The 22116-nt window shown below is 54.8% G+C and carries 17 protein-coding genes and 1 pseudogene; 7 read left to right on the top strand and 11 right to left on the bottom strand.

What is annotated here, in order from left to right; genetic code table 11:
* Window positions 1–116: 116 nt before the first annotated feature.
* The 5 genes from LPA46_RS17630 to LPA46_RS17610 all read right to left on the bottom strand — a co-directional run bounded on the left by LPA46_RS17630 (window position 117) and on the right by LPA46_RS17610 (window position 9554).
* Window positions 117–4682 (bottom strand): hypothetical protein, encoded by a 4566-nt coding sequence (locus LPA46_RS17630; protein WP_230893651.1) that lies wholly within the window; start codon window positions 4680–4682, stop codon window positions 117–119.
* A gap of 57 nt (window positions 4683–4739) precedes the next feature.
* A complete protein-coding gene (locus tag LPA46_RS17625) occupies window positions 4740–5375 on the bottom strand; it encodes an IS6 family transposase (protein ID WP_230893650.1) in 636 nt (211 codons plus the stop codon).
* 1284 nt (window positions 5376–6659) lie between these two features.
* Window positions 6660–7421, bottom strand: a complete 762-nt coding sequence (locus tag LPA46_RS17620; RefSeq protein ID WP_230893649.1) for a helix-turn-helix transcriptional regulator — start codon at window positions 7419–7421, stop codon at window positions 6660–6662.
* Between the two features lie 61 nt (window positions 7422–7482).
* Window positions 7483–8106 (bottom strand): ArsR/SmtB family transcription factor, encoded by a 624-nt coding sequence (locus LPA46_RS17615; protein ID WP_230893648.1) that lies wholly within the window; start codon window positions 8104–8106, stop codon window positions 7483–7485.
* A 269-nt stretch (window positions 8107–8375) separates the two neighbouring features.
* Window positions 8376–9554 (bottom strand): PQQ-binding-like beta-propeller repeat protein, encoded by a 1179-nt coding sequence (locus LPA46_RS17610; protein WP_230893647.1) that lies wholly within the window; start codon window positions 9552–9554, stop codon window positions 8376–8378.
* A gap of 109 nt (window positions 9555–9663) precedes the next feature.
* Between LPA46_RS17610 and LPA46_RS17605 the strand changes: the two are divergent.
* A pseudogene (locus tag LPA46_RS17605) lies at window positions 9664–9840 on the top strand (IS5/IS1182 family transposase); the annotation flags it as partial.
* A gap of 6 nt (window positions 9841–9846) precedes the next feature.
* Here the strand turns inward: LPA46_RS17605 and LPA46_RS17600 are convergent.
* The gene (locus tag LPA46_RS17600; RefSeq protein WP_230893661.1) at window positions 9847–10140 is read right to left on the bottom strand and encodes a hypothetical protein; all 294 of its coding nucleotides are present in this window, start codon (window positions 10138–10140) and stop codon (window positions 9847–9849) included.
* 521 nt (window positions 10141–10661) lie between these two features.
* Entirely contained in the window at window positions 10662–11828 is a 1167-nt protein-coding gene (locus LPA46_RS17595; RefSeq protein ID WP_230893646.1) for an ISH3 family transposase, read from the bottom strand.
* Window positions 11829–12978: 1150 nt separating this feature from the next.
* On the opposite strand from LPA46_RS17595, the gene LPA46_RS17590 reads away from it, so the two are divergent.
* Window positions 12979–13542: a hypothetical protein gene (locus LPA46_RS17590; protein WP_230893645.1), complete on the top strand. Its 564-nt coding sequence runs from the start codon at window positions 12979–12981 to the stop codon at window positions 13540–13542.
* A gap of 189 nt (window positions 13543–13731) precedes the next feature.
* Window positions 13732–14640, top strand: coding sequence for an ABC transporter ATP-binding protein (locus LPA46_RS17585; RefSeq protein WP_230893644.1), 909 nt, complete (start codon window positions 13732–13734; stop codon window positions 14638–14640).
* Here LPA46_RS17585 and LPA46_RS17580 read toward each other — a convergent pair.
* Together LPA46_RS17580 and LPA46_RS17575 are read right to left on the bottom strand one after the other, a co-directional pair.
* Complete coding sequence (locus LPA46_RS17580) at window positions 14637–16511, bottom strand: ABC transporter permease (protein ID WP_230893643.1); 1875 nt, start codon at window positions 16509–16511, stop codon at window positions 14637–14639. The two genes, LPA46_RS17585 and LPA46_RS17580, sit on opposite strands and share 4 nt — an antisense overlap.
* A 92-nt stretch (window positions 16512–16603) precedes the next feature.
* Window positions 16604–16762 (bottom strand): hypothetical protein, encoded by a 159-nt coding sequence (locus LPA46_RS17575; RefSeq protein ID WP_230893642.1) that lies wholly within the window; start codon window positions 16760–16762, stop codon window positions 16604–16606.
* 1421 nt (window positions 16763–18183) lie between these two features.
* Between LPA46_RS17575 and LPA46_RS17570 the strand changes: the two genes are divergently transcribed.
* The 4 genes from LPA46_RS17570 to LPA46_RS17555 all read left to right on the top strand — a co-directional run bounded on the left by LPA46_RS17570 (window position 18184) and on the right by LPA46_RS17555 (window position 19913).
* The gene (locus LPA46_RS17570; RefSeq protein ID WP_230893641.1) at window positions 18184–18444 is read left to right on the top strand and encodes a hypothetical protein; all 261 of its coding nucleotides are present in this window, start codon (window positions 18184–18186) and stop codon (window positions 18442–18444) included.
* 141 nt (window positions 18445–18585) lie between these two features.
* A complete protein-coding gene (locus LPA46_RS17565) occupies window positions 18586–19005 on the top strand; it encodes a hypothetical protein (RefSeq protein WP_230893640.1) in 420 nt (139 codons plus the stop codon).
* 160 nt (window positions 19006–19165) lie between these two features.
* The gene (locus LPA46_RS17560; RefSeq protein WP_230893639.1) at window positions 19166–19399 is read left to right on the top strand and encodes a hypothetical protein; all 234 of its coding nucleotides are present in this window, start codon (window positions 19166–19168) and stop codon (window positions 19397–19399) included.
* Between the two features lie 172 nt (window positions 19400–19571).
* Entirely contained in the window at window positions 19572–19913 is a 342-nt protein-coding gene (locus LPA46_RS17555; protein WP_230893638.1) for a hypothetical protein, read from the top strand.
* 48 nt (window positions 19914–19961) lie between these two features.
* Here LPA46_RS17555 and LPA46_RS17550 read toward each other — a convergent pair whose 3' ends face one another.
* Window positions 19962–20420 carry a hypothetical protein gene (locus tag LPA46_RS17550; protein WP_230893637.1) on the bottom strand — a complete coding sequence of 153 codons (459 nt, stop codon included), beginning with the start codon at window positions 20418–20420 and terminating at the stop codon, window positions 19962–19964.
* 224 nt (window positions 20421–20644) lie between these two features.
* Complete coding sequence (locus LPA46_RS17545; protein WP_230893636.1) at window positions 20645–21178, bottom strand: hypothetical protein; 534 nt, start codon at window positions 21176–21178, stop codon at window positions 20645–20647.
* Window positions 21179–22116: the final 938 nt, after the last annotated feature.

Genomic DNA, 22116 nt, shown 5'->3' with positions numbered 1-22116 from the left:
CATGCCGATCCACGAGAAGGCGATGGAGAACAAGCTGCTAGCGGGAGGCAGTGTGGTCGCGGCGTCATTTAGAACGACTGCACTGAACTAGCAGACATAGCGGTTTTCAGCCTCAGTCAGGCCGAGCCAGAATTGGTCTTGTGGCGCTCAATAACCCGTTCATACTCTGATTCTCCTTCCTGGAAGAACTGCTCTGCAATTCGAAGTGCTCGTTCATCACCTGCCGCTGCTGCTTTAGTGACGATTGTCCAGCGCTCGTCAGAGGCGGTGAATCGGTAGGGCTGGTCCGTGTAATCAACTAGTGCACCTAAGACGGTCATCGCGTCACTTGCCGCCTGTTCTCCTCCATTTTCGACTTCAGTAGCTAAGAATTCTAATACACGGCGGGAACGGAGTGAATCTGTGGTTGCGGGTGCGGTTTTAACGAGTAGTTCGACCACTCCGTCAAGCGACGCAGTGGGTGGTGCATTTGCTAAGACGTCCGCGTACTGGCCAAGCGCAGTCGGGACGGTGTCGTCCGTCTCTTCTAAACGCTCGGTCCAGAACGCTGTTGTCCGCTCCCAGTACTGTTCTTCGGATTCAGGGGTTCCAGCGTTCGCTAAGAGATCGGAGAAGGTATCAGCGAACACGCGATCTGCGGAGGGTGGATCCTCTACCGATAGGTCGGGTGGATCAACAGTCAAAACAGCCTGGATGAGGTCGTCAGCTAAATTTAGGCAGGATTCAGCGTAGGCACATGCGAGGTGCTCACAAAGTGGCTCGAAGGCCCGTGCATCGTAGGTTGCTTGAGTCGGCATCGGGCCAATATCGCCGTGAAGGCCGGTTAAGGGCGACTCGGATTCAATATCGGATTCTGCATCATCACTAGTGTCCTGATCTTCGATTTCGTCCTCTACGGATCGCTTGTGGATGTCGATGGCATGGTTATACTTTGATCGAAGTGCTTCGAAAAGTTCGGGATGGAGTCGCCGGGTCGTAAGGTATCCTTCCCAAACTGCCGTGAACCGCGAGAGTGTCTCTCGGTCCTCGCCTTCTGGGAGTAACGTATCGAGGTGAGACGTGACGAACGACTTATCCAGCGCGTACAGGTCTGTGAGTCGTTTCCCGAAGGCGAACCGAACTGGGCGTGAGGGATCCGATCGGAGTTCTGCGAGTCGTTGCCACAGATCTTGATGATCGTGATGGTCTGGCTCGCTGTGGAGAATTCGAAGAAAGTACGAGGTAGCGACGACGCCTGTTGCGCGAACTCCGTTAACGTACACAGTGCGATCGTTTCCGATGGGGCTGTTCCAGGTGTCGGTCGGCCCGTCAGGGTCTGGGTCGTCAAGGAGGGCTGCGAGCACGGTCGCTAAGTCGGTTTGATGCTCGGCAACTGGAAGTGTGCTGCGTTCGTGACCGATTATTATATGGAGGAGTTCTGCCACACTTTGCCGACAGTCTCGCGGCCAGGCTCTCTTGAGTGAGTTGGGTTTGCAAAACACTACCAAGCCTTCAACGACGGGGTGCCAGTCGTCAATTGTCGTGTCCTCGTAATCCACGTTCGTAATGAGTGATCGGAGTGCGGCGACGGCCCTCTCGACGAATACCTCATCTCTCGTCTCGACCAGCTGTGAGAAGAACGGAAGATGGGCATCTGGGGCGTTACGAATCCGGTCGTAAAGCGCTTCTTCAAGTCGAGCCCGTGGCCCAGTCGTAAATCTCTCTTGTTCGGTGTCAGGCTGGTACGGTCTAGCGTGTTCGATACAGGCTGTGACGAACGCGTCGGCGTCTAGGCTGGTAACATCCAGGATCGTTTCGTATTGCTCGTTTTCATTCGACATCGGGATATGGTAGCCCGACTCCGGACTATACTCGATATGGCCGTGGCGGTCAATTAGCTGTTCGACCGTGGATCGATACGGCTCCTCGATATCGTCACGGATTTGATATAGTCGGCGGAGTTGCCAGCGCTCGACGCGAACGCGAACCGTGCGATCAAGTTCGTCATCGGATTCAACATCAGGGTGTTCACTAACTGCCTCACGGATCGCGTCCTCGTCTGGCCCAGCTAGGATACGGTCCAGTAGAGTCGTCTGTTCGTCAGCAGACAACACATCGAACCCTGCGCCAAGGAGGGTGGTGAACTCGGTCGCAATAACGTCGTCATCGACGTTCGCAGGTTCTGTCAAGATTTCGCGGACTTGGTCTTTGGCGCTGCGGGGAGCGGACGCGAGTACAGCCAACGCGATTCGCCTGAATACACCGCCTTCTGACCGGTAGTCTTGAAGGTATTCGCGTGCAGCGGCTGGATCCGTTGTGAGGAGGCGTTTGAGCGATGATTCCAGTGCTCCAAGCAGGACGGCTTCAATACGAGTTGGATTCGTCAACATCAGTGCTGTCTGTCTGCGCATCGCCCGCTCAGGAGCTACGTCACCTGCGTAATCCGTCGCTAAATGATTCAAGCACGTCCGTAAATGGTCATCGAGAACCGAAACGAGAGACGAACCACAGGTTTCGATTAGTGCTTCACCTTGCTCGTCGAATAGCGACTGCAGTGCCTGTGGCCTCACTCGGGTCCCGATAGTTACGTCGACAGTAGTGTGGCCTGCAACCTCCCGCTCTTCCGCCTCTCGCCCTGTCGGCTCAATCAAGACTGCGATCAATTTCCGTGCAGGCTCTGCACGGTTGACCGTCAGCAGCTCTTCAACTATACCGCGTAGATCCCGTTCTAACCGCTGAATTGTGTCGGGTTCTACGGACCGAAGGTGCTCGACTAAGTGATTGGTGAAGGCCACGAGGTGGCGTTCATCGAGCGCCTCAGTAGCTGGGAGGTATGCTCTAAGATGGCTTCGGGACGGTGTTTCATCAACAGCAAGCGCTTCAAGCAAAAGGTCGGGGTGATCATCGGCGAGACCTGCAACGTAACTGGCGGCGAACTGACCGGAGTCAGCCAGCCGATGCTCGTTAACTAAGTAGCGCGCCCAGTCTGGTGAGGTAAGATCGCGGTAGAACTCACGAGCGAGTGCCCCATCTGTTTGGAGAGTGTCGACAATAGCTGTGACTGTTTCCTCGGGCAAGCGGTTTGGGCCGAGATCCCGGGCTGATGCGGCAAGGACATAGCGAGCGTAGAAGCCAAGCGGCGAGTCAGACCCGAGACCGTCGCGGATTAAAGACGTGCACTTAGCTGGATCCTCGCTGTAGAACTGTAACAGCCAATCGAAGACATCGGCGGCGACGCGTTCGTCAATGTCGTCCGCGAGAATTTGATTGATGCTCCAGCCGCGCTCGTTGGCATCCCATGCGTAGAAGTACGACTGTAGTTGGTCATGCCGGAACTGATAGCGTCGCTTCCAGTCTTCGATAATTGCTCCACGGCTGATAAGGCGTTGATCGCCTGGGTCTCGGTCGTCAACTGTGAAGGTGGTAGTACCGTTCCGGAGCGATGATCTAGCGTGGGCGACCGCACGCTCGACAGGACTTGCATCCCAAGTCTGCGGGACAGTTCCACTTGTCCGACTCCCCTCCCGATCAAGCGATGCACGGTAGGCGTCCCAAAGTTCGATTTGCGAAGTAAGCTCGCTCGTATCGAAATTCTCCTCTGAGGCACGTATGTCCGCCAAGAGCGAGAGATTCAGTAAGCTCTGACATAATTCTACGACTTCTTGTGTCTGTTCAGTGCTATCAATACCGATGTCCGTGAGGAGCGACTGGACTCGTGGTTCTGCGAGGGGTTCCAGCGTCACTTTCTGGTACCTGTTCGCCTCTGCTAAGCGTTCGTATGCTGGCTGGTTGAGGTCCCAACTTCTGCAGGCACAAATGACGGTGAGCCCGTCAACTTCGGCTAAATCCAGTAAGAGATTTCGGAAGACGGTTGCAACAGGTTCAGTCCGGATATTGTCGAGCTGATCGACTAAGAGCGTACACCGGTCGTACTGAGTAGCAAGTTCACCGAATACTTCACGGAGACTGGTCTGCACGCCTAACTCGCGCTCTACAGCGGTAATCGAGTCGAATTGGCCAAACTCCCGCGCGTCGAGAAAGTACACAGGGGCCTGATCTGTCCCTTCATGGTAACGTTCGGCCAAAACGCCAGATTTCCCGACGCCTGCCGGTCCCGTGACTAAGACGTTCTCTCCATTCTCCACAGCCGAGTTGATAGCATCGGTTCCGGTAATCTCAACATGTGTGTCAGTTCCCGGAAGCCGGTAGCTTGAGCGGTCGGGGGCTAGCCGGTCACTCCACCGAGAAAGTGCTTCGAGATCTTGGTGATAGCGTTCGTGATGGCGCTGTATTTCAGCTTCGACCGTTTCTGCCAACGTGTTCGTCTCTCTCACGTACTCATAGAGGATACGCGAGACAACCTCGGGCTGACCGGTTTCGATCAAATTCGACTCGACGGCCTGGAGGAACGAATCGAGCACAGCCTCATACGAAATATCACTAGTCGTGTTAGCTCGTACCTCTAGAGCGTACGCAAGATCTGAACGTGCAGCTGAAGTGTCGATGGTCGCCAGCGCGTCTCCGTCAAGTTCAGCCGCGAAGATATCAAGCAAATCTGCGTTGGTGATGCCGTCAACCTCGGCAGCTGTCGTTTCAGCCGCGCTCTCAACCGCCTGCTGGCAGGCGTGGTCATCACGAATACGACTCACGACACCGGTCCCGAGATCGTACGCCAGAGAGATGAGAATTTGATCCGGGATCATCTACCTAAACGTCAGTTCCTTCGCATAAATAAATTCGCCCCGCTGAAACGATAGTGTTCAGATAAGCTGATTCCATGCGAAGGCGAACGATCTCAACCACTCACCAACAGTTTCTGCTTCGGCGTTTCTGAAACAGTTTGAGAAACAGAAAGTTCTCCGTTTCATCTCTCGGAAGACACGTTCGACGCTATTTCGATTTCCGTGGCGTTCGTATCTGAAATCGAGGCCGTGACGAGAACATGCGTCTTGGAGCGGTGTCGCTCCATCGACGAGAAACACGGCGTCATCGACGTCGTGTTTCTCGCGTAATTCAGCGAAGAACGTATGAGCAAAAACGTTCGTTCTCACCGGTTCAAGCTTTGTATGGAGTAAATCGTTAGATTCGGGATCGACAGCAGCGTACAGCCAATATCGTTCGTCACCGAGTTGGATCACAGTCTCATCGACCGCAACGTGATCCGGATTTTGGCCGTTCTCCGGCTGTAGATCTGCTTTGTGAACCCAGTTGTGAACGGTGGAGCGTGCTCGTTCAACACCGAATATCTCAAGAATAGAAACGGTATTCGAAAGTGATAGTCCAGCAAGATGGAGCTGAATACCGAGCTTCATCAACAGCCGCGGTGTTGCTTCTCGCTCCACAAAACCTAACTCGATCTGGTCGATGCAACCGTTGAGGCTAGCGTTTTCGGTCATGGACACACGGAAAACGCTACGCCTCACCTTTCAATCCTTATCTGAACACCGCCGCCGTTGGAGGGGATACCTATTTAGTCGGCAATTATTCCTCCATCAGTGTCCTCATTACAATTGTAGGTGTGTAATTTCAGTTCTAGCGAACCATCCCCGATACTTATATTGAAGAAATCTGTCTCAAGAAATAATGAAGCGGCGTGCATGTCTTTTCAGTGGCCTGGGTTTGATGACGGTTCTGGGCGGCTGTTCGACAGCTCTTGGTGGCAACTCTACATCAAGCGTCCTGAAGACAACAGAGACGCAGACATCCGAATCCTCACCTTCTACCTCCTCTTGCCCAACAACCACTCCCAACTCACCTAGTTCTCAGACTCCTGCAACGAACCGGCCAACAAATCCCCCAACAAAGACACCTACTACAACCGTTCAAGCATACTATGAGGCGTTGTATGCAGGTGACGCCGACACAGCGAATGCACTTCTACATGAGGACAGCCCAATATCCGAACATACGCCTGAGGAGATCTCGAACCTCGATACCTTCCAATATCGCCTCGCCAATATCCAAGAGAACCAAACACAACCCAATCGGGTAACCGTGTCATTTACGTTTATTCTAGTTCCTCCTGACGATGATACACAGCGACGTGAGACCACGATCGAGGTCAAACAGTCTTGCTCCGAATGGCAAATCTGGAAATAACACGCAACCATCGGTATACGAGTATGGGACACTCCAATTGCGTCCGTCGACGATGTCCACTCGGTGTCGTGAGTCATACGGTGAACAGGCGCAATACACGGCCTTTAGGCCATGGATACGCGCCGTCACTTAGTGACACTTCCATCGACAATTGCATAGTTGAGTTTCCAATCCATACATTAAATCGACCAGAACCGCTACATAGTGGTGCGGTTAGGTCGGAACGGAGCGGCTTCCGAACGACCCTCGGAGGCGGTCTGTCCACCCTCGTGACGAGGCAGTATCCGAAAACGCCGACGTGGTGAACGCGAATCCTCGAAGGATTCGTCTTGTGCCCGTCAGTCGAGCAAGCCCACGATACCTCCGAGTCCGTCGAAGTCTACTGGACTCTCCGTGGCAAAAACAACACGGCGAATCCAAACATGATGGAGGATAGGAGTACCGGCGGTTTGGCACCGCCAGTCAGCCACCGTCACGACGACTGGGTTAGATGCGGACTCCCGTGAAGTGGTGGCGTCCATGGTTGCAGACCTGAAACTCTCACCGCTCGGGATTCCTCCGCCTTCAGGCGGAGGAGGATGTCAAGCCGTCAGTAGTGTGGCTTCCTTCTTCAGCTCCGAAATGTGCTCTTTCGACCACTGAACCGCCTGGTGATTCGTATTTCGAACAACAGCAGAGAGGTGATTTGTCTGCGAATAGATCACCGTATAGAGAATCTCGTCGTCGATGAGAAGCAGACTGTATCGGGAGACTCCAGCATCTTTGTAGACTGCATCCCCTGATTCAATATGTGGAAGGATTGTCTCTGGCTGATTTTCAAGAAGAACGTCGAACACCTCGTTGCTGATTAACAGCTCAATATCACCGCTGTCCTCCAAACCCTGCCTGAGAATGCGAGTAATTTGTGGGATTAGAATGCCTGTCACGGCAACAACCTCTGCACTACTCTTGAGGTCATTATGCAGCGGCTTAATTCTCCCATACGGTGCGTAGTCTGGTGGATGGAACACAGATCCAGTCTGAAAGATTGCTTTGTCCAGCTCAGCATCAAGCGGTAGCGACGATAACTCAGTGCTTGTTTCATCCAACGTCTCGAACGCAGACTTAAAATCACGGCATAGCTCGTATGCTATCTTTCCGGTATATGTTGGTTTGCAGATTCCATCCGTTCGCCGAACCAACTCGCGGTCTTCTAACTCTCGGATTGCACGATCGATTGTCGGCCGGGATTCCGAGACAGCATCGACGAGGTCTCGCTTGTCGGGCTGGTTTTCACAGATGAGTCTGAGAATCTCTTCCCGCTTCAGAACGACGTCAATCGTTTCGCAGACCGACGATGCCATATCATGCCCAAGCGACCGGACCGAGATGAACCTTGAGTAACATCAAATTGTGATTTGAAGTTCACAGCGTGATATTCGCGCCACGATCTGACGAAATGAAAAGCCGATACAGAGCAATCACGGCAAGACCGACAACGAATACACAAAGCCCCGGATACTGAACGAAAACATCAGCAAACGGAAACCCTCCGCTATCATATCCACCCGCTCCCACTTCCCTCCAAGGGTCAGCCGGCTCCGTAAAGAACCCGACAAGATACTCAACCACCAAACTCACGAAGGAGACAGCGCCGACACCCCCAAGCACATCCGAAATCTTCGACCGAATCCTGCTTGCATCTTCCTTCGAGGAGAAACTGATGATCAACGGGTTATTCGTCGGCCCGTACACGTCCATATCTTTGCCTGTCTCAGACACCCAGGTGTCAACAGACTCAATCAACCCGGCGTCTTCGAGCTTGTTGAGATGGTAATGGACATTCTGAAGCGTTGTTCCAGATAGCTCTGTGAGTTCTGACGCGATTTTCGGTTCTTGCTGGATTGCCGTATAGATCTGTAGCGTGGTCTCGTCTCCCAGTCTTTTGAACAAGGAAGCCGCGGTGTCGTCGTTCATATCGACGACTCTCAGCGCCCCGTCTTCATCGAGGGGGCGTTCGTTTTGAGCGAGTTCACTGATTGACGGCATTATTTCGGGTTCTGGTATGCTCCTACTTAGCAGATACGCTGTTCATCCTGTGATTCGTTCTATTATCTCATCCGCCACTTCAAATCAGCCAGTGAACAATATCGCGGGAATTTTCATGCACTCATCTTATTTGAGGAAGTAACTCTAGTGGAGGTCGTTCACTTGATCACTAAAAGCACTAATTCCGAGAATGCCTGCGAGCGTGCCGCCGACGTAGCTAGCGTCTCACCGTTTAGCACCTGGACTTCGATCCCTCGAACGTAGAGCGGTCACTTACAGGTTGTTCGTAGCGTCACCGAGTTTTCAACGGCGTATATTAGGCCGTTTTCAACAGGGACACACGCTGTATCAGGCGACTCTGAAATCGTCCATCGTTCGGTTCCATCCTCAATACTGAGACCAACAAGCCCGTCCTGTGTCGGCACTACGACCGAGTTGCCGACGACCAACGGTACCCCTCGTACCGTCAACTCCGTTTCCCAGTCGCTCTCGCCACGTCCAAGCGAGAGCGCGTAGACCGTTTCTCGATCCGCGCTGAACACGCGATCATCCGCGACAGCCGGTGCAAATAATCTGCCACCGTGAATCGCTTGCGACCACTGGCTCTTCCCAGTCTCTACATCAAATGCTGCAAGCTCGTACTCACGGTAACTCCCTAAGACGACATCGCCAGCCCGAACGAATGGCGCTGGAATATCCGGTCCAGGTATCGACCATAGCGTTTCACCGGAGTCACGATCAAGCGCGTAAACCCCCTGCATGGCGGATCCTTGGGCACTCACGTAGACGCGATTACTGTCGATCGCTGGCGGGGCTGGTATCGCTGCATTCTGATGATCGTCACCGAAGTTTCGCGTCCACTCGATGTCTCCAGAGCCTGCATCAATCGCAGTGACGTCTCCTTGGTCGCTGCTGACGATGACGAGGTTTTCGCTAACTGTGGGGGCATTCGGACGCCCATCGATTTCGTGCGTCCACGATTCAGTCCAACTGTCGAGGTCGATTGCTACGACACCACCTGTCGATGGGTCCGTGTAATCTCCAAGCACTGGTGTAATCGCAAGAGAACCCACAAGGGCTGGTGGACTGGTTGCACCCCGTTCGAGCTCGTGAGCGGTATCTGAGCTTCCGTCGTTGAGTTGGATCGTGGTGAGCACACCGCCGTTCTGTCCGGTTTCCGACCCAACAACGACGATCCGATTCCTTGCGGTGGCGATCCCAACGATATCGATTGTGTCCTCGAGGTCAGTTGTCCAGTAGCTACCGCTGGATGTGAGCGCCGGGAAATCCGGAGCGGCGTTGGTATTCCGGCTGCCGCCACGGAATTGTGGCCAGTGAGTGTTTCCTGGTTCTGATGGGGTACAGGAATTTGACTGACAGCCAGCTATTGCTGTAAGAGCTGTTGTAGAAATCGCGCCAAGGTATTGACGACGTGAAATGGAGGGCATAGACAGTCAGAGTGACGACTACAGTTTAGTAGTTTGGGCCTTGTTTAGACGCGGTAGAGAACAACTCACTCCGGTGAGCTAACTGACCTCTGAGTCAGACCCGAGTAGTGTGCCCTCTCGACTCTCGCGCTTCACAGATCGTCTTGTAACGTTGGCTAAACGTGCTGTCTCTGGCGATGCCTCACTAGCAGTCAAGAAGGGCGACGGCGGCCACGCTGACTGGGTGGTCGTTGTGATCCATGGTCTCCGCGAATATCTTGACCTCCCGTATCGACGGCTTCTTGAAGCGAGGTCATCGAGGAGTACATCGACGCCCAAGCAGGTGAATAACGATGCAACGGAACGTCTCGACCACGGTGCGGGGGAGTAACGAGAACCCGACCGTGAGCAGGCCTGCGATAATAGTGCCGCCGACGAATGTCGTGAGGATGCCGTGGATTGGTGGCTTAAGTGGCCCGAACACGACAAGCGCAGCACGCACGTCGACGACGACACTTCCCACCAAGAGTGCTGGCAGGTCAAGCCACATGTAGACGACAACTCCCAGAAGGAGGGCAGGCCCAAGGTGGAATGGGGTGACGGGCATTATTCAACGGGGATGGGTGGGGACCCAGAAGGATATTCCACGCCGATGCTGAAATGTGTTCGGGATAACATCTCCGAAGCAGGCACACCCCAAGTACATGGCGTGTCGCTCGTACCGGGGCCTAACGGCTACCCCATGCACCAAGATTTTTGCGTGTTTCTGAGGTACCAATATGTAGTAATGGATTATCGGTCAGCCACTATCGAAAGTACCGCTGGACTCCTACTACTAGCGATTACAGCGTATACGACACTTAATACGCTACTCCTCAAGGCCTCACAAAACACGATACTGCTGTCCAACAACGGGGATACTGGTGCCGCGCTCGCATTAATTCTCAGTACCTCACAAAGCGTCCTCGGCTAACTGATTCTGAAGCGTGAGTTCTGTGTCGAAGCGATTCTATCGTCGATTCTCACCAGTTAATCACCGATAAATTGGCCGGAGCTGTCGCTGTCGGCGGCGCTCAGCCGCCGACACGACAGCGTTGCCACTTGCGAAGACGCTGGATCGGTCGAGTGTTACCGGTGGAACCGGTCGTCTGGTGGTCGATTCGCGGGAACGGCCCGACGCACCGCGAGGGCCGTCCACGCGGCCCGTCGAACCATATTCACGAACTCCTTGTACGGCCACCACCACAGGCGACGCCCGCCACGGCGGGGCGTCGCCACATATTCGTAGTGCAGATACCGCCAGACGTTCTGTAACAGCAGACTCACCACGACGTACAGCAGTCTCACCGTCGCATCTTGTGTCGTTGTCGTCGCTATCGCTTGCTCGGACAACCGATAGCTCGATTCGATACCGAAGCGTTTCGCGTAGTGGTATCGAGCGTCGCGTGGTGTCTTGATGAACGGCGCGTCAGCGGCGTAGCCGTGACGCGCCACACCGTTCTCGTCATACTTCCCGTTCAGGTACGTACAATCGATGTAGACGGGAAACTCGACGGTCCAGCTGTGACCGTCGAGTTTCCCTGTCAGATCATGCTGAATGATACGACTCCACCCCTCCGAGAGCTCTTGCTGAATCGCCTCACCCCACCGGATGATCGGGATCACGTACGCGTAGTTATGCGCTTGAAGCAGCGTGAGGCACTTGCTGTCGTAGAATCCGCGATCAAGATAGACGGCCTTGACCTCGGTGTCAAGGCCGTCGAGGACACCGAAGAACTCAGCGAGGACGCTGCTGGCGGTATCGCCGTCTTCGAGACGGCGCACCGCCAGCGTGTAGCGTTTGTTCTTCACACGCGCGTAGAGTGTGGCGTAGGCGTGGAATGCGGTGGTTCCACGCTTGGCTTCCGAGTGATAGAGGTTCTCCGTGTCGTCTTCATCACCGTAGTAGGGCCGCAGGTGGAGGTCTGCGCAGACCTCCACCTGCTCAGGAAGCAGTTCGACGATATCTCGTCGAAGAAGCGTGTTAGCGACTCGTTCGAGCCGTTCGGGCTCGAACTTCGTCCGGAGATGGTAGAGGATCGTGTTGGCATCGGGGCCGTTCTGACTCGAAGCACAGAGCGTAGAGACAGAGGTCCCGTCGGCGCAAGCGCCGACGAGGACCTCATAGATGTCCTCAGCAGTGATTTCAGCGTTATTGGCTAAGGAAAGTGGAACTTCCTCGTCAAGGCTGTTGACGAGAAAGTTAAGAAGCTGGTCCTCGTGAATCTCACTGTCTGCTTGCTGGGTCGTAGACACACCTTCAGCAAGCAGACGTTCTAACTAAGCGGCTTTGTGAAGTACTGATTCTGTTTATTGTTGGGTCAGCACTCTTGATTCACGGGTTGTTCCGGGGGATTGAACAGGCCGTCCACGGAACCGAAATCCCTTCTAATTAACTCACGTTTTGGGAATTGCGCTATACGTGAACGCGCCATCAATATTGCATCGAGAAATTCACACATCCACTGAGCAATTGTTCCACACCAAATCAGCTGGTGAGAACCCGTCTCAATATGATGAGCCGCTTCGGTAAGTACAGGGAATATCCGTTCCGGTGTACAGAAAGTCTATACCTTCACGACACGTCCTCCACACTATGAAAGGGCAATTTGAATGGATGGTTATGATGGGCGTTATAATCCTTCTACTCGGGTACACGCTCTACACCGCAGTCAACCTCACAATTTTCCTCAGTAACTACCTTGACTCCTAACGGGTGGATACCTTGAAGTTCGCATCTCTACTGAGAGTCTGTTTCACCGTAGATAGTTTTGACCAATAGGATTCCCACAGAGGCATATCTCCTAATTGGTGGTTTATAGAAATCCAAACGCCGAATCTATGGCAGCGTTGGTATTCGAAGCGCCACCCTGGAATTGAGGCCACTCTGCTGGCTTGGGTTCGGTCGGCGTACACGAATTTTGTTGGCAGCCAGCGACTGCTGCGATTGCTGTTGCAGGGACCGTACTCAGGTATTGGCGACGGGATATGGAGGACATGTTCGAAGGGATGCCCGTCTACCAGTTTAAGCATGTTTGATCTGAACCGAACGGTCCTATAGCCATATACAACAGCAGTAGAATGACCGCCCCAAGACCAGGAAGGAATATACTTGCCAGAAAGAGCGGCTCAAACACCTCAGGTGGCCGCCAATCGAACACGACGACAACCACTAGGAATGCCGTTGAAAGCCAGAGTAACCATTGTACAGGATTTCGGAGCCGCGAATCGAAATCAATGTGCTCACGAATCAACTGAACAATCCGGCTCATGTATTCAAACACTCCAGCGTTCCAGTTCAAAGTTCCGTCTAAGAAAGTATTCGGCCTTGTTTAGACGGCGGAGAAGTATCCTGAGGATCAGCGGGATCGCGCTCGCAACCGCCGCCGGTTTCGGTGGTGCGAGTGTGGGTTCGGCCCTGGCCGACGGCGGCGTCGACACGGATTTCAACCCCGACAAACGCGACGAAGTCGGCGGATTCCTCGACGACGTCAGCGACTTCTCCGATCAAAAGGAGTACGCCAAGGACCTCTCCAAGGCGCAGAAAGAGGCGATCGTTGACCTCTACATGAATGCTGATCTGGAAGTCACCACGTACTCCAACTCTGCGGGTTTCCAGACTAACGACAGCTACACCACCGCGACTGAGACCGTCGAAGCCGAGGGGTCGGTTCCGGTCCAAGGCACGGTCTACGTCCACAAGCAGATCCTCAGCTGGGACTACAGTGGCGACGACTACAAGAATCCCTCCCAGCAGCTCCAGTACTCGCTTCCCGGTCCGTACGCGACGTTCCAAGGGAAGACCGAGGATAACATCAACGAAGGCGCTTCGTCGTTCATCGCAACTCTGTCCGCCAAGTACGCGTTCGAACTCGTCGGCGTCACACGTGGCGGCGAAGCCACGACCGTCACGGAAGGGAAGGAGAACGGCGACCACGAAGTGATCGACAAGAAGGCCCCGACCGGCTGACTGCACCGGAGCTCAAGTATCCCCGCGCCATTTTTTGACCCGAGCTGTTTCCGTGACAATCCTCGCTATCGGTAGTATATCGAACGGCAAAATTTTTACACGAATTCAGCGTATCGAGAATATGGCCCTCCGAACAACCATTCGACACTCGATTCGCAGTCTCGACACTCCACAGGAGGCGGTATCGCGATGACTGCGATTCAGACGACTGGAGTTACCAAACGCTACGGTGGTGAACCGGCCGTCGCGGACCTTGACCTTACAGTCGAAGACGGCGTCGTCTACGGCTTCCTCGGACCGAACGGCGCTGGAAAGTCCACCACCATCGACATGCTGATGAACTACACGCGCCCGTCCACGGGCAGCATCACCGTTCTCGGACTGGACGCGCAAGAAGACGCCAGCCAGATTCACGCCCGAACCGGCATCCTCCCCGACCGGTTCGGCGTCTACGGTACTCTCACCGGGCGCGAACACGTCGAATACGTCCTCGATGCCAACGACGCCACTGGCGACCCCGAAGTGGTTCTCGACCGCGTCGGCCTTGGCGACGCAATCGATCAGCGCGCTGGCGGCTACTCGAAGGGGATGCAGCAACGACTCGGGCTTGCGATGGCGATCGCCGGCGAGCCCGAGCTTCTCATCCTCGACGAGCCGTTCTCCGGCCTCGACCCCTACGGCGTCCGCCTCGTGAGAGATGTCGTTAAGGCCGAGCGTGACCGGGGGGCGACCGTCTTCTTCTCCAGTCACGTTCTCGACCAAGTCGAACGAGTCTGCGACCGAGTCGGCCTGCTCGCCAATGGCCAATTGATTGCTGAAGGTACGCCGACCGAACTCCGCGACGTAGCCGGCGTGAAAACCCGGCTTCACATCGAAACAGCTGATGAGGACGCGGCGATGGCAGGCGTCCGCGAGTTCGACGGCGTCGAGGACGCCACCTACGAGGCCGGCGAACTCGTGGTTACGTGTCCACGGACCGCCGGTTACCAAGTCCTTCGGACGCTCGAAGATGCGGGAGTGAGCATTCGGTCCTTCGACGTCGAGCAAGGAACGATCGAGGACGCCTTCGTCGAGCTGGCTGACGCCCGAGCCGATTAATCGATACTTCGACGACGGTAGAGCGCGACAGCAACCGCAAAGGGGACGAGCGCCCACAGGAGCAATTCGACTAGGGCGACGGACGGATGTAGATACCAGACGGGCACGTCAGATCCGTACTGTATTCGGACGACGATCAGATTGGAGAACTGATTCGGCTGTAGTTCACGGATAACGTTGGTCGCGGAGGCTGCGGAGTTCGGAACGCTGAGAATCGCATTCGTTACGACGGTTGAGAGTCGTAGCGGTGGGAGCCAGCGAACGACCAAGTAGAGTGGATTGGCCGGTGGAGAAAACCCCGAGACGGTCGTGCCCGAGAGCGCCCCGTAGAGCGTGTTCGAGATCTGGAACCACGTGAGGTAAACGGCGGCGAGGGCGAGGACCGTGAATCCGGCGACTGTTTGACTCTGCAGAACCGTCGACAGCGAGACGCCAATCCCAGCCATCACGCCGACGAACAACAGGATGTACGCGAGGAAGACTGCGAACGTATCGAGCGGAACGACGCCGTATTGGGGAACGGCGACCAGACAGGTGAGGGTGACCGCGAGAACTAATGGAATAGCGAATGCGGCTGCGCGGCCGAGGGTGAAGCCGACGAGCGTCTGTGTGCGTGACACTGAGGTGCCGGCGGTGAACCGAATCGCGCCCGTGTCCCGCTCGCGAATCACAGCCCGGAACGTCCCGAAGAGCACGCCGAACCCGCCGATGAAATCCAGCGGTGTCTGCAGGGCAGCCAGCGGGACGCGCGAGCTGAGCGCCTCCTGAATGTACGTGGGTTGTGAGAGACTGAGGACGGCAGCGACGAACACGAGTGCACCGACGAGCCAGACGATTGGGCTGCGGGCGAGCCGGTGGAATTCACGGCGGGCAAGTGGCTGCCACGACCCGGGCAGTGAATCGACGACTCGACCCCGTCCCGGCAGCCAGTTGGTGTAGCGACCGCCGAGCCGGGGCAGGGATGGCATGGCGTCGACGAGGCGGCGGAATGGCTCGCTCTGACTATGTGGGGCGAGGTCGCCGCGCTGGAAGATTGTGATACCGCCCGCGAGCGCGAGCGCCGGCCACGCTAGCAGGAACCCCACTGCCCACCACGGGGAAACCGGTGGGGGTGTTGGAGCGAACGCCGCTGATCGGCGTAGCGCATCGGTAACCTCCGTGATGGCGGTATCGGGGCCGATGGGGACGCCGAACAGCCAGTTCGTGAGCACGAGGAACGCACTACTGGGTGAGAGCCAGCCGGCTATCTCAAACAGCTTGGGATGCGCGAGCTCGCTTCCAGGAGTGGAACCAGTCGTGAACTGCCATACGAGTGGGAGCGTGATGCCGTTCCAGAGTGTGAGGCTGATGGTCACGATGGTTCCGAGGATGAGTGCGCGAGTCGTTGACGAGCTAGCGGCCGAGAGTCCGACGATTAATCCAGTCCACGCGAACACGTACGCTGTCAAGACGGCGAGAAACCCGAGGAACAGCACCGGGGAGGATTGGCCGTACCGGAGTACGTCGTGTCCGACGACGAGGATGGTAGCGGTGAGGATTGGGATGAGGAGGGCTGTCCCGCGTCCGAGGACCATTTCGAGAACGAGGCGAGGCCGGGTCGTTTTGGTGCCGAGGAGGATGCGGGCTGTGCCGGATTCGCGTTCGCGGGTGATGGCTCGGAAGCCGAGGGCGGCAGCAGCAAACGGGACGACGAGTGCGGTTGCGGACTGGGCGTGAACCAGTGAGACTGCGTTGCCGATGATTTGAGCGGCCTCTGGGCCGGGTCGGGCTGCGATTCGACTGAAGACGATGAACACCAGGGCGGCAAGCCACGCGGTCTTTCCACGTAGATACCGCCGGCATTCCGTTCGTGCGATCGTGGTGGAGGGCATGTTTCGGGATTTGTCTTAGGTGTGCTTATTGAATTGCTAATCTGAGATGGTTGACTATCAGCCTCGAGGACGTTGCCGGCCGTATTATCGAGTTATTCTCCTGGACGGAGTGCGCCGACTACGCCCACCGCTAATCCGATTAGCATAATCCCGACTTCGAAGTCCATCGGGAGCGAACTAGTGCTGATGAGGATAAACCCCCCGAACAGCACGAGCAGAATTCCTAATTGCACTTCGGTTTCTTTCTTCATAGAATCAGTTTCTTCCCATTTCGAGATAAGGATTGGGGGATTGTTCTATGCTCGATCCGAGTATTAGCTAGCGAACGCTGCTCTTCAAGGATATTGAGGGAACTGAGCGCCCACTATATATGTTGGATTTGTGGTTCAGATGGTTGCTCATTATAGGAAGTGAGTCTATCAATTGAGGTACAGCCCTGTTGCCCCTCAATAGGGAAGCAGTCAGCGTTAGCCAACAATTCCAGCCGTTTGGAGGTACGTGCCAATCATCAGTCCCAGCGTGCTCGCTCCGCCGATACGGACGGCAGAGCGTCTCGAAACTCCTGTTACACCAAAAATAAGCAGCGTGACGGGAATTCCACTTAGGCCGGTCGCAACTACGTCTGATGTACGTTCGAACGGATTCACGAGTAGATACGCCACCAGCAAGCAGGCACCGAGTGCGACCGCTATAATTCGGTCACCGTCGGTGGAGAGCAAACCCATAGCCAAACTTACAGAGGAGGTTGTATGAGGATTTCGACGACGCTGGCTGAGCGGTCATCGGTAGACTTGCATCCTACTGAGCGGCTGTTTCACCATGATAGTATTTGACTAATAGGATTCCAACAGAGGAATGTTCCCTAATTGGTGGTTTGTAGAAATTCGAACGCCGAATCTGTGCTGCCCACCTTGCTGTCCGGAACCGACTCCCCAGCCAACACCTGTTGACTGCCCTGTTCACGGGATACTGTTTCTGGGACCCATTCTTCACATCGATGGAATCATTCACGGTGCTATACTACGGTGCCTGGCCGTTCTTCCTCGCGATCATCCTGCTTGCTGCTGGCGCTGAATATTATACGCTGAACAGGCGCAATACCACGGCGTTCACGCCGTGGATACGCGCCGTCACTCGGTGATACGTTCCACCGCCAATTGCATAGCTGAGTTTCCAATCCATACTTTCAAGTGCCAAAAACTGCTATACAGCAGTAAGGTCAGGTCGGAACGGAGCGGATTCCGAACGACCTTCGGAGGCGGCCAGCCCGCCACTCAATGAGACAGTATCCGAAACGCCGACGCGGTGAACACGAATCCTCGAAGGGTTCGCCGTGTGCCCGTCGGCCTGAGCAAGCCCGACGATACCTCCGAGTCCGTTGAACTGTCAGCGACTCCCTGCTGGCAAAAACAACAGCTGGGAGTCACCGACACGGAGGATAGGAGTAACAGCCGCTTGGCACGGCTAACCAGCCACCGACCACGACGACTGGGTTAGATGTGAACTCCCGTAAAGTGGCGGCATCCATGGTTGCAAACCTGGCACTCCCACCGCTCGGGATTCCTCCGCCTTCAGGCGGAGGAGGATGTCAACTTCGGCAAACTCATCTCTTGTCTCGTACAGGTGCTTGACTCACCAGAACTATTTTGATAGGTACCTGCCATCATTCCCTATGACAGTTGCAACCGCAGTCCGGTACACAGGCAGCGCGCTGAGTGTCGTTTTCGCAGTTACGCTTCTCGGGCTCGCCGCCCTCCATGGTGTTGCCGGCGTCCAAGCTGCGGTCATCCCAGCGATTGGTGGATGTACACTTCTCGGTGGCGCGCTCGCACTTGCACCCGAAACAAGCCGTGACCTCATCGTATTCCTCGGAGCACTGATTCTCGCGATGGTCTCTGTTGGTGGATTTATCGCTGCTGGCCGCTTCCTCTAACACGAAACTACAAATCGAGGCTCGCCTGCTTTGGTTCACTCTCCGTGTCCTTATTACGACGCCGTGATCGGTTTCTTGGTTCGTGAACCGGCTCGTTGAATACCAAGAAAGCACTTACCGGAGCCGTGGAAGCGTTCCGGTATGAAGCGACGCCACGTTCTTCTTGGATCGGCAGCTGCGGTAGCGGGGTTGGCAGGCTGTTCCTCGGATGACAGTGGGTCTCCAACAGGATCCGATGAAACTCTCGGAACTGCAACGCCAGAATCGGAGACAGCAACGGATACGACATCATCGAGAGCAACTAGGGAAGGACTCACTGAGTCTGGCGTTCGTCTCACCGTCACGCAAATCGACGAATCGGACCTCTCCCGCTACTCTGACGGCGAGATATACGAATTCAGCGAGTTGACTCAGGAACAGCAGGAACTCTTCGAAAAAGCCCTTGAACAAAATGGGGTGGCCCTCAATCAACACAACGAGTTTAAAATGTCTGGAGAAAATGCTCATCGAGTTATTATCTATCAAGATGACTATTACCGGATGGATTACTCAACAGTGTGATTGCAGGCCTACTGAGCGATTGTACCACACCAAATCAACTGGTAAGAACCCGCCTTGTTGGTTGAGTAGCTTCGGTAAGTACAGGTGAGCTACCGATTAATTGGCCCTACTAATGAAACTGCAACAATACTTATCTTCCAATAACTCAAAGGCGTCGCTTATGATCCTCAGTGTGTGGGAGGTGTTCCTCTCCTTATTCAGAGGAGGTGAGGAATCAAAGGGGGAATCCGGTGAAGAATCCGGCGGGGAGGAATCCGAGGGGCGCTTTGTTCCGTCCCCGCTGGACTTGTCCGTCCGAATCGGCCACGGTGGGTCGGACAGCCAGCGAGTCCGTGAACTCGCCAAAATAAACAAACAAGCAGAAGAAATCGAGGAACAACGACGCGATAACTAAGCACGACGATTAATCGTCTCTGAATAAAGAAACCGTATTGGCAACTACCGCGATTAGTGGTACAAGAAGATTATAATAGCTGGCCGCTAATCTTTCAAGTACCGAGATGGTCTCACGACGACAGTTTCTTGCGACAACTGTTGGCTCTGGGTTGGTTGGTCTCACCGGATGTATGGGATTGTTGAATTCGGGAGACAACAGCTATACGTACAAAATCATGGTATTGAACGCGACAGAAAACCCAACGGCGGTCTCGCTTACAGCGAGGACTGATACTGGTGATCTAATTCTTTCAGAAGAGTACACGCTAGCTGCACAGAAGGGAGATTCAACAAATCGCTTCTCAACAGCTCCAGACCAGATTACTGTGGAAACCGATCGTGGACAGTCCCAGGAATTCCGATACGACGCGACAAACTGCCCCGGCGACAACGCGACAATTTCAATCTACTTTGGCGATGAAATCCTCGCTGCAGGCACCTGCGGAACGATTACAGCCCTTTCCTCAGACTGACAGTCCCGCTAATCGGAACACCCAGCCGTTCAAAGCCCATATCACCGCTCATAGTTTGGTTCGTTCTTCGACGGTGACGTTGTAGGTTCGCGTCATTTGCTTTTCGCCGACACTGAGTGTGACAGTTACGTCCTCCGGGATGTTTTCGCGGAGGGTTTCTTGGGAGAGACGTGGCGTTTGGGTGGTGTCACCGACCTTGTTGCGCGTCCAGACGACTGCGACGTGCACCGTCGGTTTGGAGGCTGCTTCAACCGTGATGCCGTCTAAGGTTTGATTGGACGCATTCGCAGTGAGTTCTTGACGGACTGCTTGAGCAGCAATCGATGTACCCATGTGCTTTAGCCAAAAGTCTGCGGGAGCAGTCCCGTAGACCGGTTCTTTGGTTACATTCCCAGTCGTTTCGTTAACCGACGTCCGGTATTCCTCGATGTACTCGATAGTATTGTTCTCAGCATGGTAGGTGTGATTAGTCGTGAGTTCTTCGTGAACCGTGAGATGGTCGGCCATTTCAGATATCGTCGCAGGTGCTGGTTCTGTGGAGTCGGCTGGTGAGGTCGTGGTTGGATCGGTTGGTGGGGTTCCCAGACAGCCAGCGGTGACAATAATGAGTGTGAGAAGACAGATTGGAAGCCGAGACCTGTATTTATCGGGCATAAAAATGTATAAGAATATGGGGGTTAAACGCTTTGTGGGGAGCGAATCGATCAAGAAATCCACCGCCTGGCTCGGCGTTACTCGCTTGCTGCTCTTGCCTGCCAGTTGACGTCGCCGTCAGCACCGGGGATATGTAAACGAGCGTATTGTGATGGCGTATCATCCTCAGGACCGCCACCGTTCGGCATGAATGAGAACGAAATCGAATCTTCAGCGAACGACTCGACACGCGCCTTCAGCGTGACAGAAGACCCAGCCGGGGCTGAGACGAACTCATCCCGAATCTCGGTATCACCCGATGGAATCACTTCCTCGAAGGTTGCTGGTGATGAGTGGTCAACCGTTGTGACTGTCACCGAGAGGTCGAATTGAGAGGTATTATAGACCCATAGCGTCCCGCTTGGATAGTTTGGTCCGGGAACATCGTCATCAGATGTGAATAGGCCGGTACAGCCGCACGTCGCAACGGTTGTACTCACGCCAACCGTTGTTAGAAACCGTCTTCTGGATGACATAATTCTTGGTTTTGCGTCCATAGTATATATAATCACATTGGAGTCCGGGAATAGCTCTGATCTACTGATTTCACCAACTGCGGTCTTGAACTGCAACTCTGCGAGCGATAGCCTCTGAGGGTATCATACTCGCCGCTATTCAACGACCTCGAATGGAGCAGCGAGCGCGATGCCTGCATCATGTTCGGAGAAACCCCAGTAGATGAACCGGTAGGTGGCTGGTGTATGTATCGTACACCGTTGGAACGGGCCTGAAAATTCGTTAGCACTGAGTGTCATTTCCCAGCGGAGTTCTTCGCCTGGTTCCAGCACTCGTTGCGACGGCGACCACTCGTACTCTTCGGGCACGCCGATGGTATTCCGCCACGTGCCATCAGGGGTTAACCGCTGAATCATATATCGAGGTTTCCCCAGTGTGGTGAGTGGGTCAGTGGACTCGTTTGTGAGTGTCGCCACGAATTGCTCACCTGGCGCAATAGATTGTGGCACCGTCAACGATGCATACCGAAGATAGTCCACGATCGACCGCTTCGTGAACACGTCTCCGACGTCACGATAGCCCGAAGCGCAGACCTCCTGATCATTTCCTGTGATGGAATCAAGGCATCCAGCGAGGGCGATTGTCCCGGCTGAACCACCGAGTGCGAGAAGCTGACGACGTGAGGGGGGAGGGCTCATAGTAGAATCAACTGCACCTCGTAGTATACCTTTTTGCCACTGCTCCCATTAAACTGGCTGCTAGACACAAACCTACGGAACGGCTGTTCCACGTCAAATCCAGTTGGTGAGAAACCATCTTAATGTGATGGATCGCTTCGGTAAGTTCAGGGCGATAACCGCTCATTCGCGTCAAACAGCATGGCCTGTTTCATACTCGATAGATGCTACCCCTGCGTCGTCGATGGATACTCAGTACCTCACAAAGCATTCTCGGCTAGCTGTTTCTGAAGCCTGAGTTCCACGGCGGAGCTGTTGTGCTGGTGGTCTTGACGAGAAGATCTCCGACGAACCGACGGAGAGCTGTCGCTGTCGGC

The organism is Halobacterium sp. KA-6, assembly GCF_021029015.1.
GTDB lineage: Archaea > Halobacteriota > Halobacteria > Halobacteriales > Halobacteriaceae > Halobacterium.
The sequence above is the reverse complement of the archived record's forward strand: the minus strand, read 5'-3'. Positions and strand labels throughout refer to the sequence as shown.

Coding starts and splice junctions, on each gene's coding strand:
- LPA46_RS17630 (WP_230893651.1), bottom strand. CDS start 4,682: ATGATCCCGGATCAAATTCTCATCTCTCTGGCGTACGATCTCGGGACC.
- LPA46_RS17625 (WP_230893650.1), bottom strand. CDS start 5,375: ATGACCGAAAACGCTAGCCTCAACGGTTGCATCGACCAGATCGAGTTA.
- LPA46_RS17620 (WP_230893649.1), bottom strand. CDS start 7,421: ATGGCATCGTCGGTCTGCGAAACGATTGACGTCGTTCTGAAGCGGGAA.
- LPA46_RS17615 (WP_230893648.1), bottom strand. CDS start 8,106: ATGCCGTCAATCAGTGAACTCGCTCAAAACGAACGCCCCCTCGATGAA.
- LPA46_RS17610 (WP_230893647.1), bottom strand. CDS start 9,554: ATGCCCTCCATTTCACGTCGTCAATACCTTGGCGCGATTTCTACAACA.
- LPA46_RS17600 (WP_230893661.1), bottom strand. CDS start 10,140: ATGCCCGTCACCCCATTCCACCTTGGGCCTGCCCTCCTTCTGGGAGTT.
- LPA46_RS17585 (WP_230893644.1), top strand. CDS start 13,732: ATGACTGCGATTCAGACGACTGGAGTTACCAAACGCTACGGTGGTGAA.
- LPA46_RS17580 (WP_230893643.1), bottom strand. CDS start 16,511: ATGCCCTCCACCACGATCGCACGAACGGAATGCCGGCGGTATCTACGT.
- LPA46_RS17575 (WP_230893642.1), bottom strand. CDS start 16,762: ATGAAGAAAGAAACCGAAGTGCAATTAGGAATTCTGCTCGTGCTGTTC.
- LPA46_RS17570 (WP_230893641.1), top strand. CDS start 18,184: ATGACAGTTGCAACCGCAGTCCGGTACACAGGCAGCGCGCTGAGTGTC.
- LPA46_RS17565 (WP_230893640.1), top strand. CDS start 18,586: ATGAAGCGACGCCACGTTCTTCTTGGATCGGCAGCTGCGGTAGCGGGG.
- LPA46_RS17560 (WP_230893639.1), top strand. CDS start 19,166: ATGATCCTCAGTGTGTGGGAGGTGTTCCTCTCCTTATTCAGAGGAGGT.
- LPA46_RS17555 (WP_230893638.1), top strand. CDS start 19,572: ATGGGATTGTTGAATTCGGGAGACAACAGCTATACGTACAAAATCATG.
- LPA46_RS17550 (WP_230893637.1), bottom strand. CDS start 20,420: ATGGCCGACCATCTCACGGTTCACGAAGAACTCACGACTAATCACACC.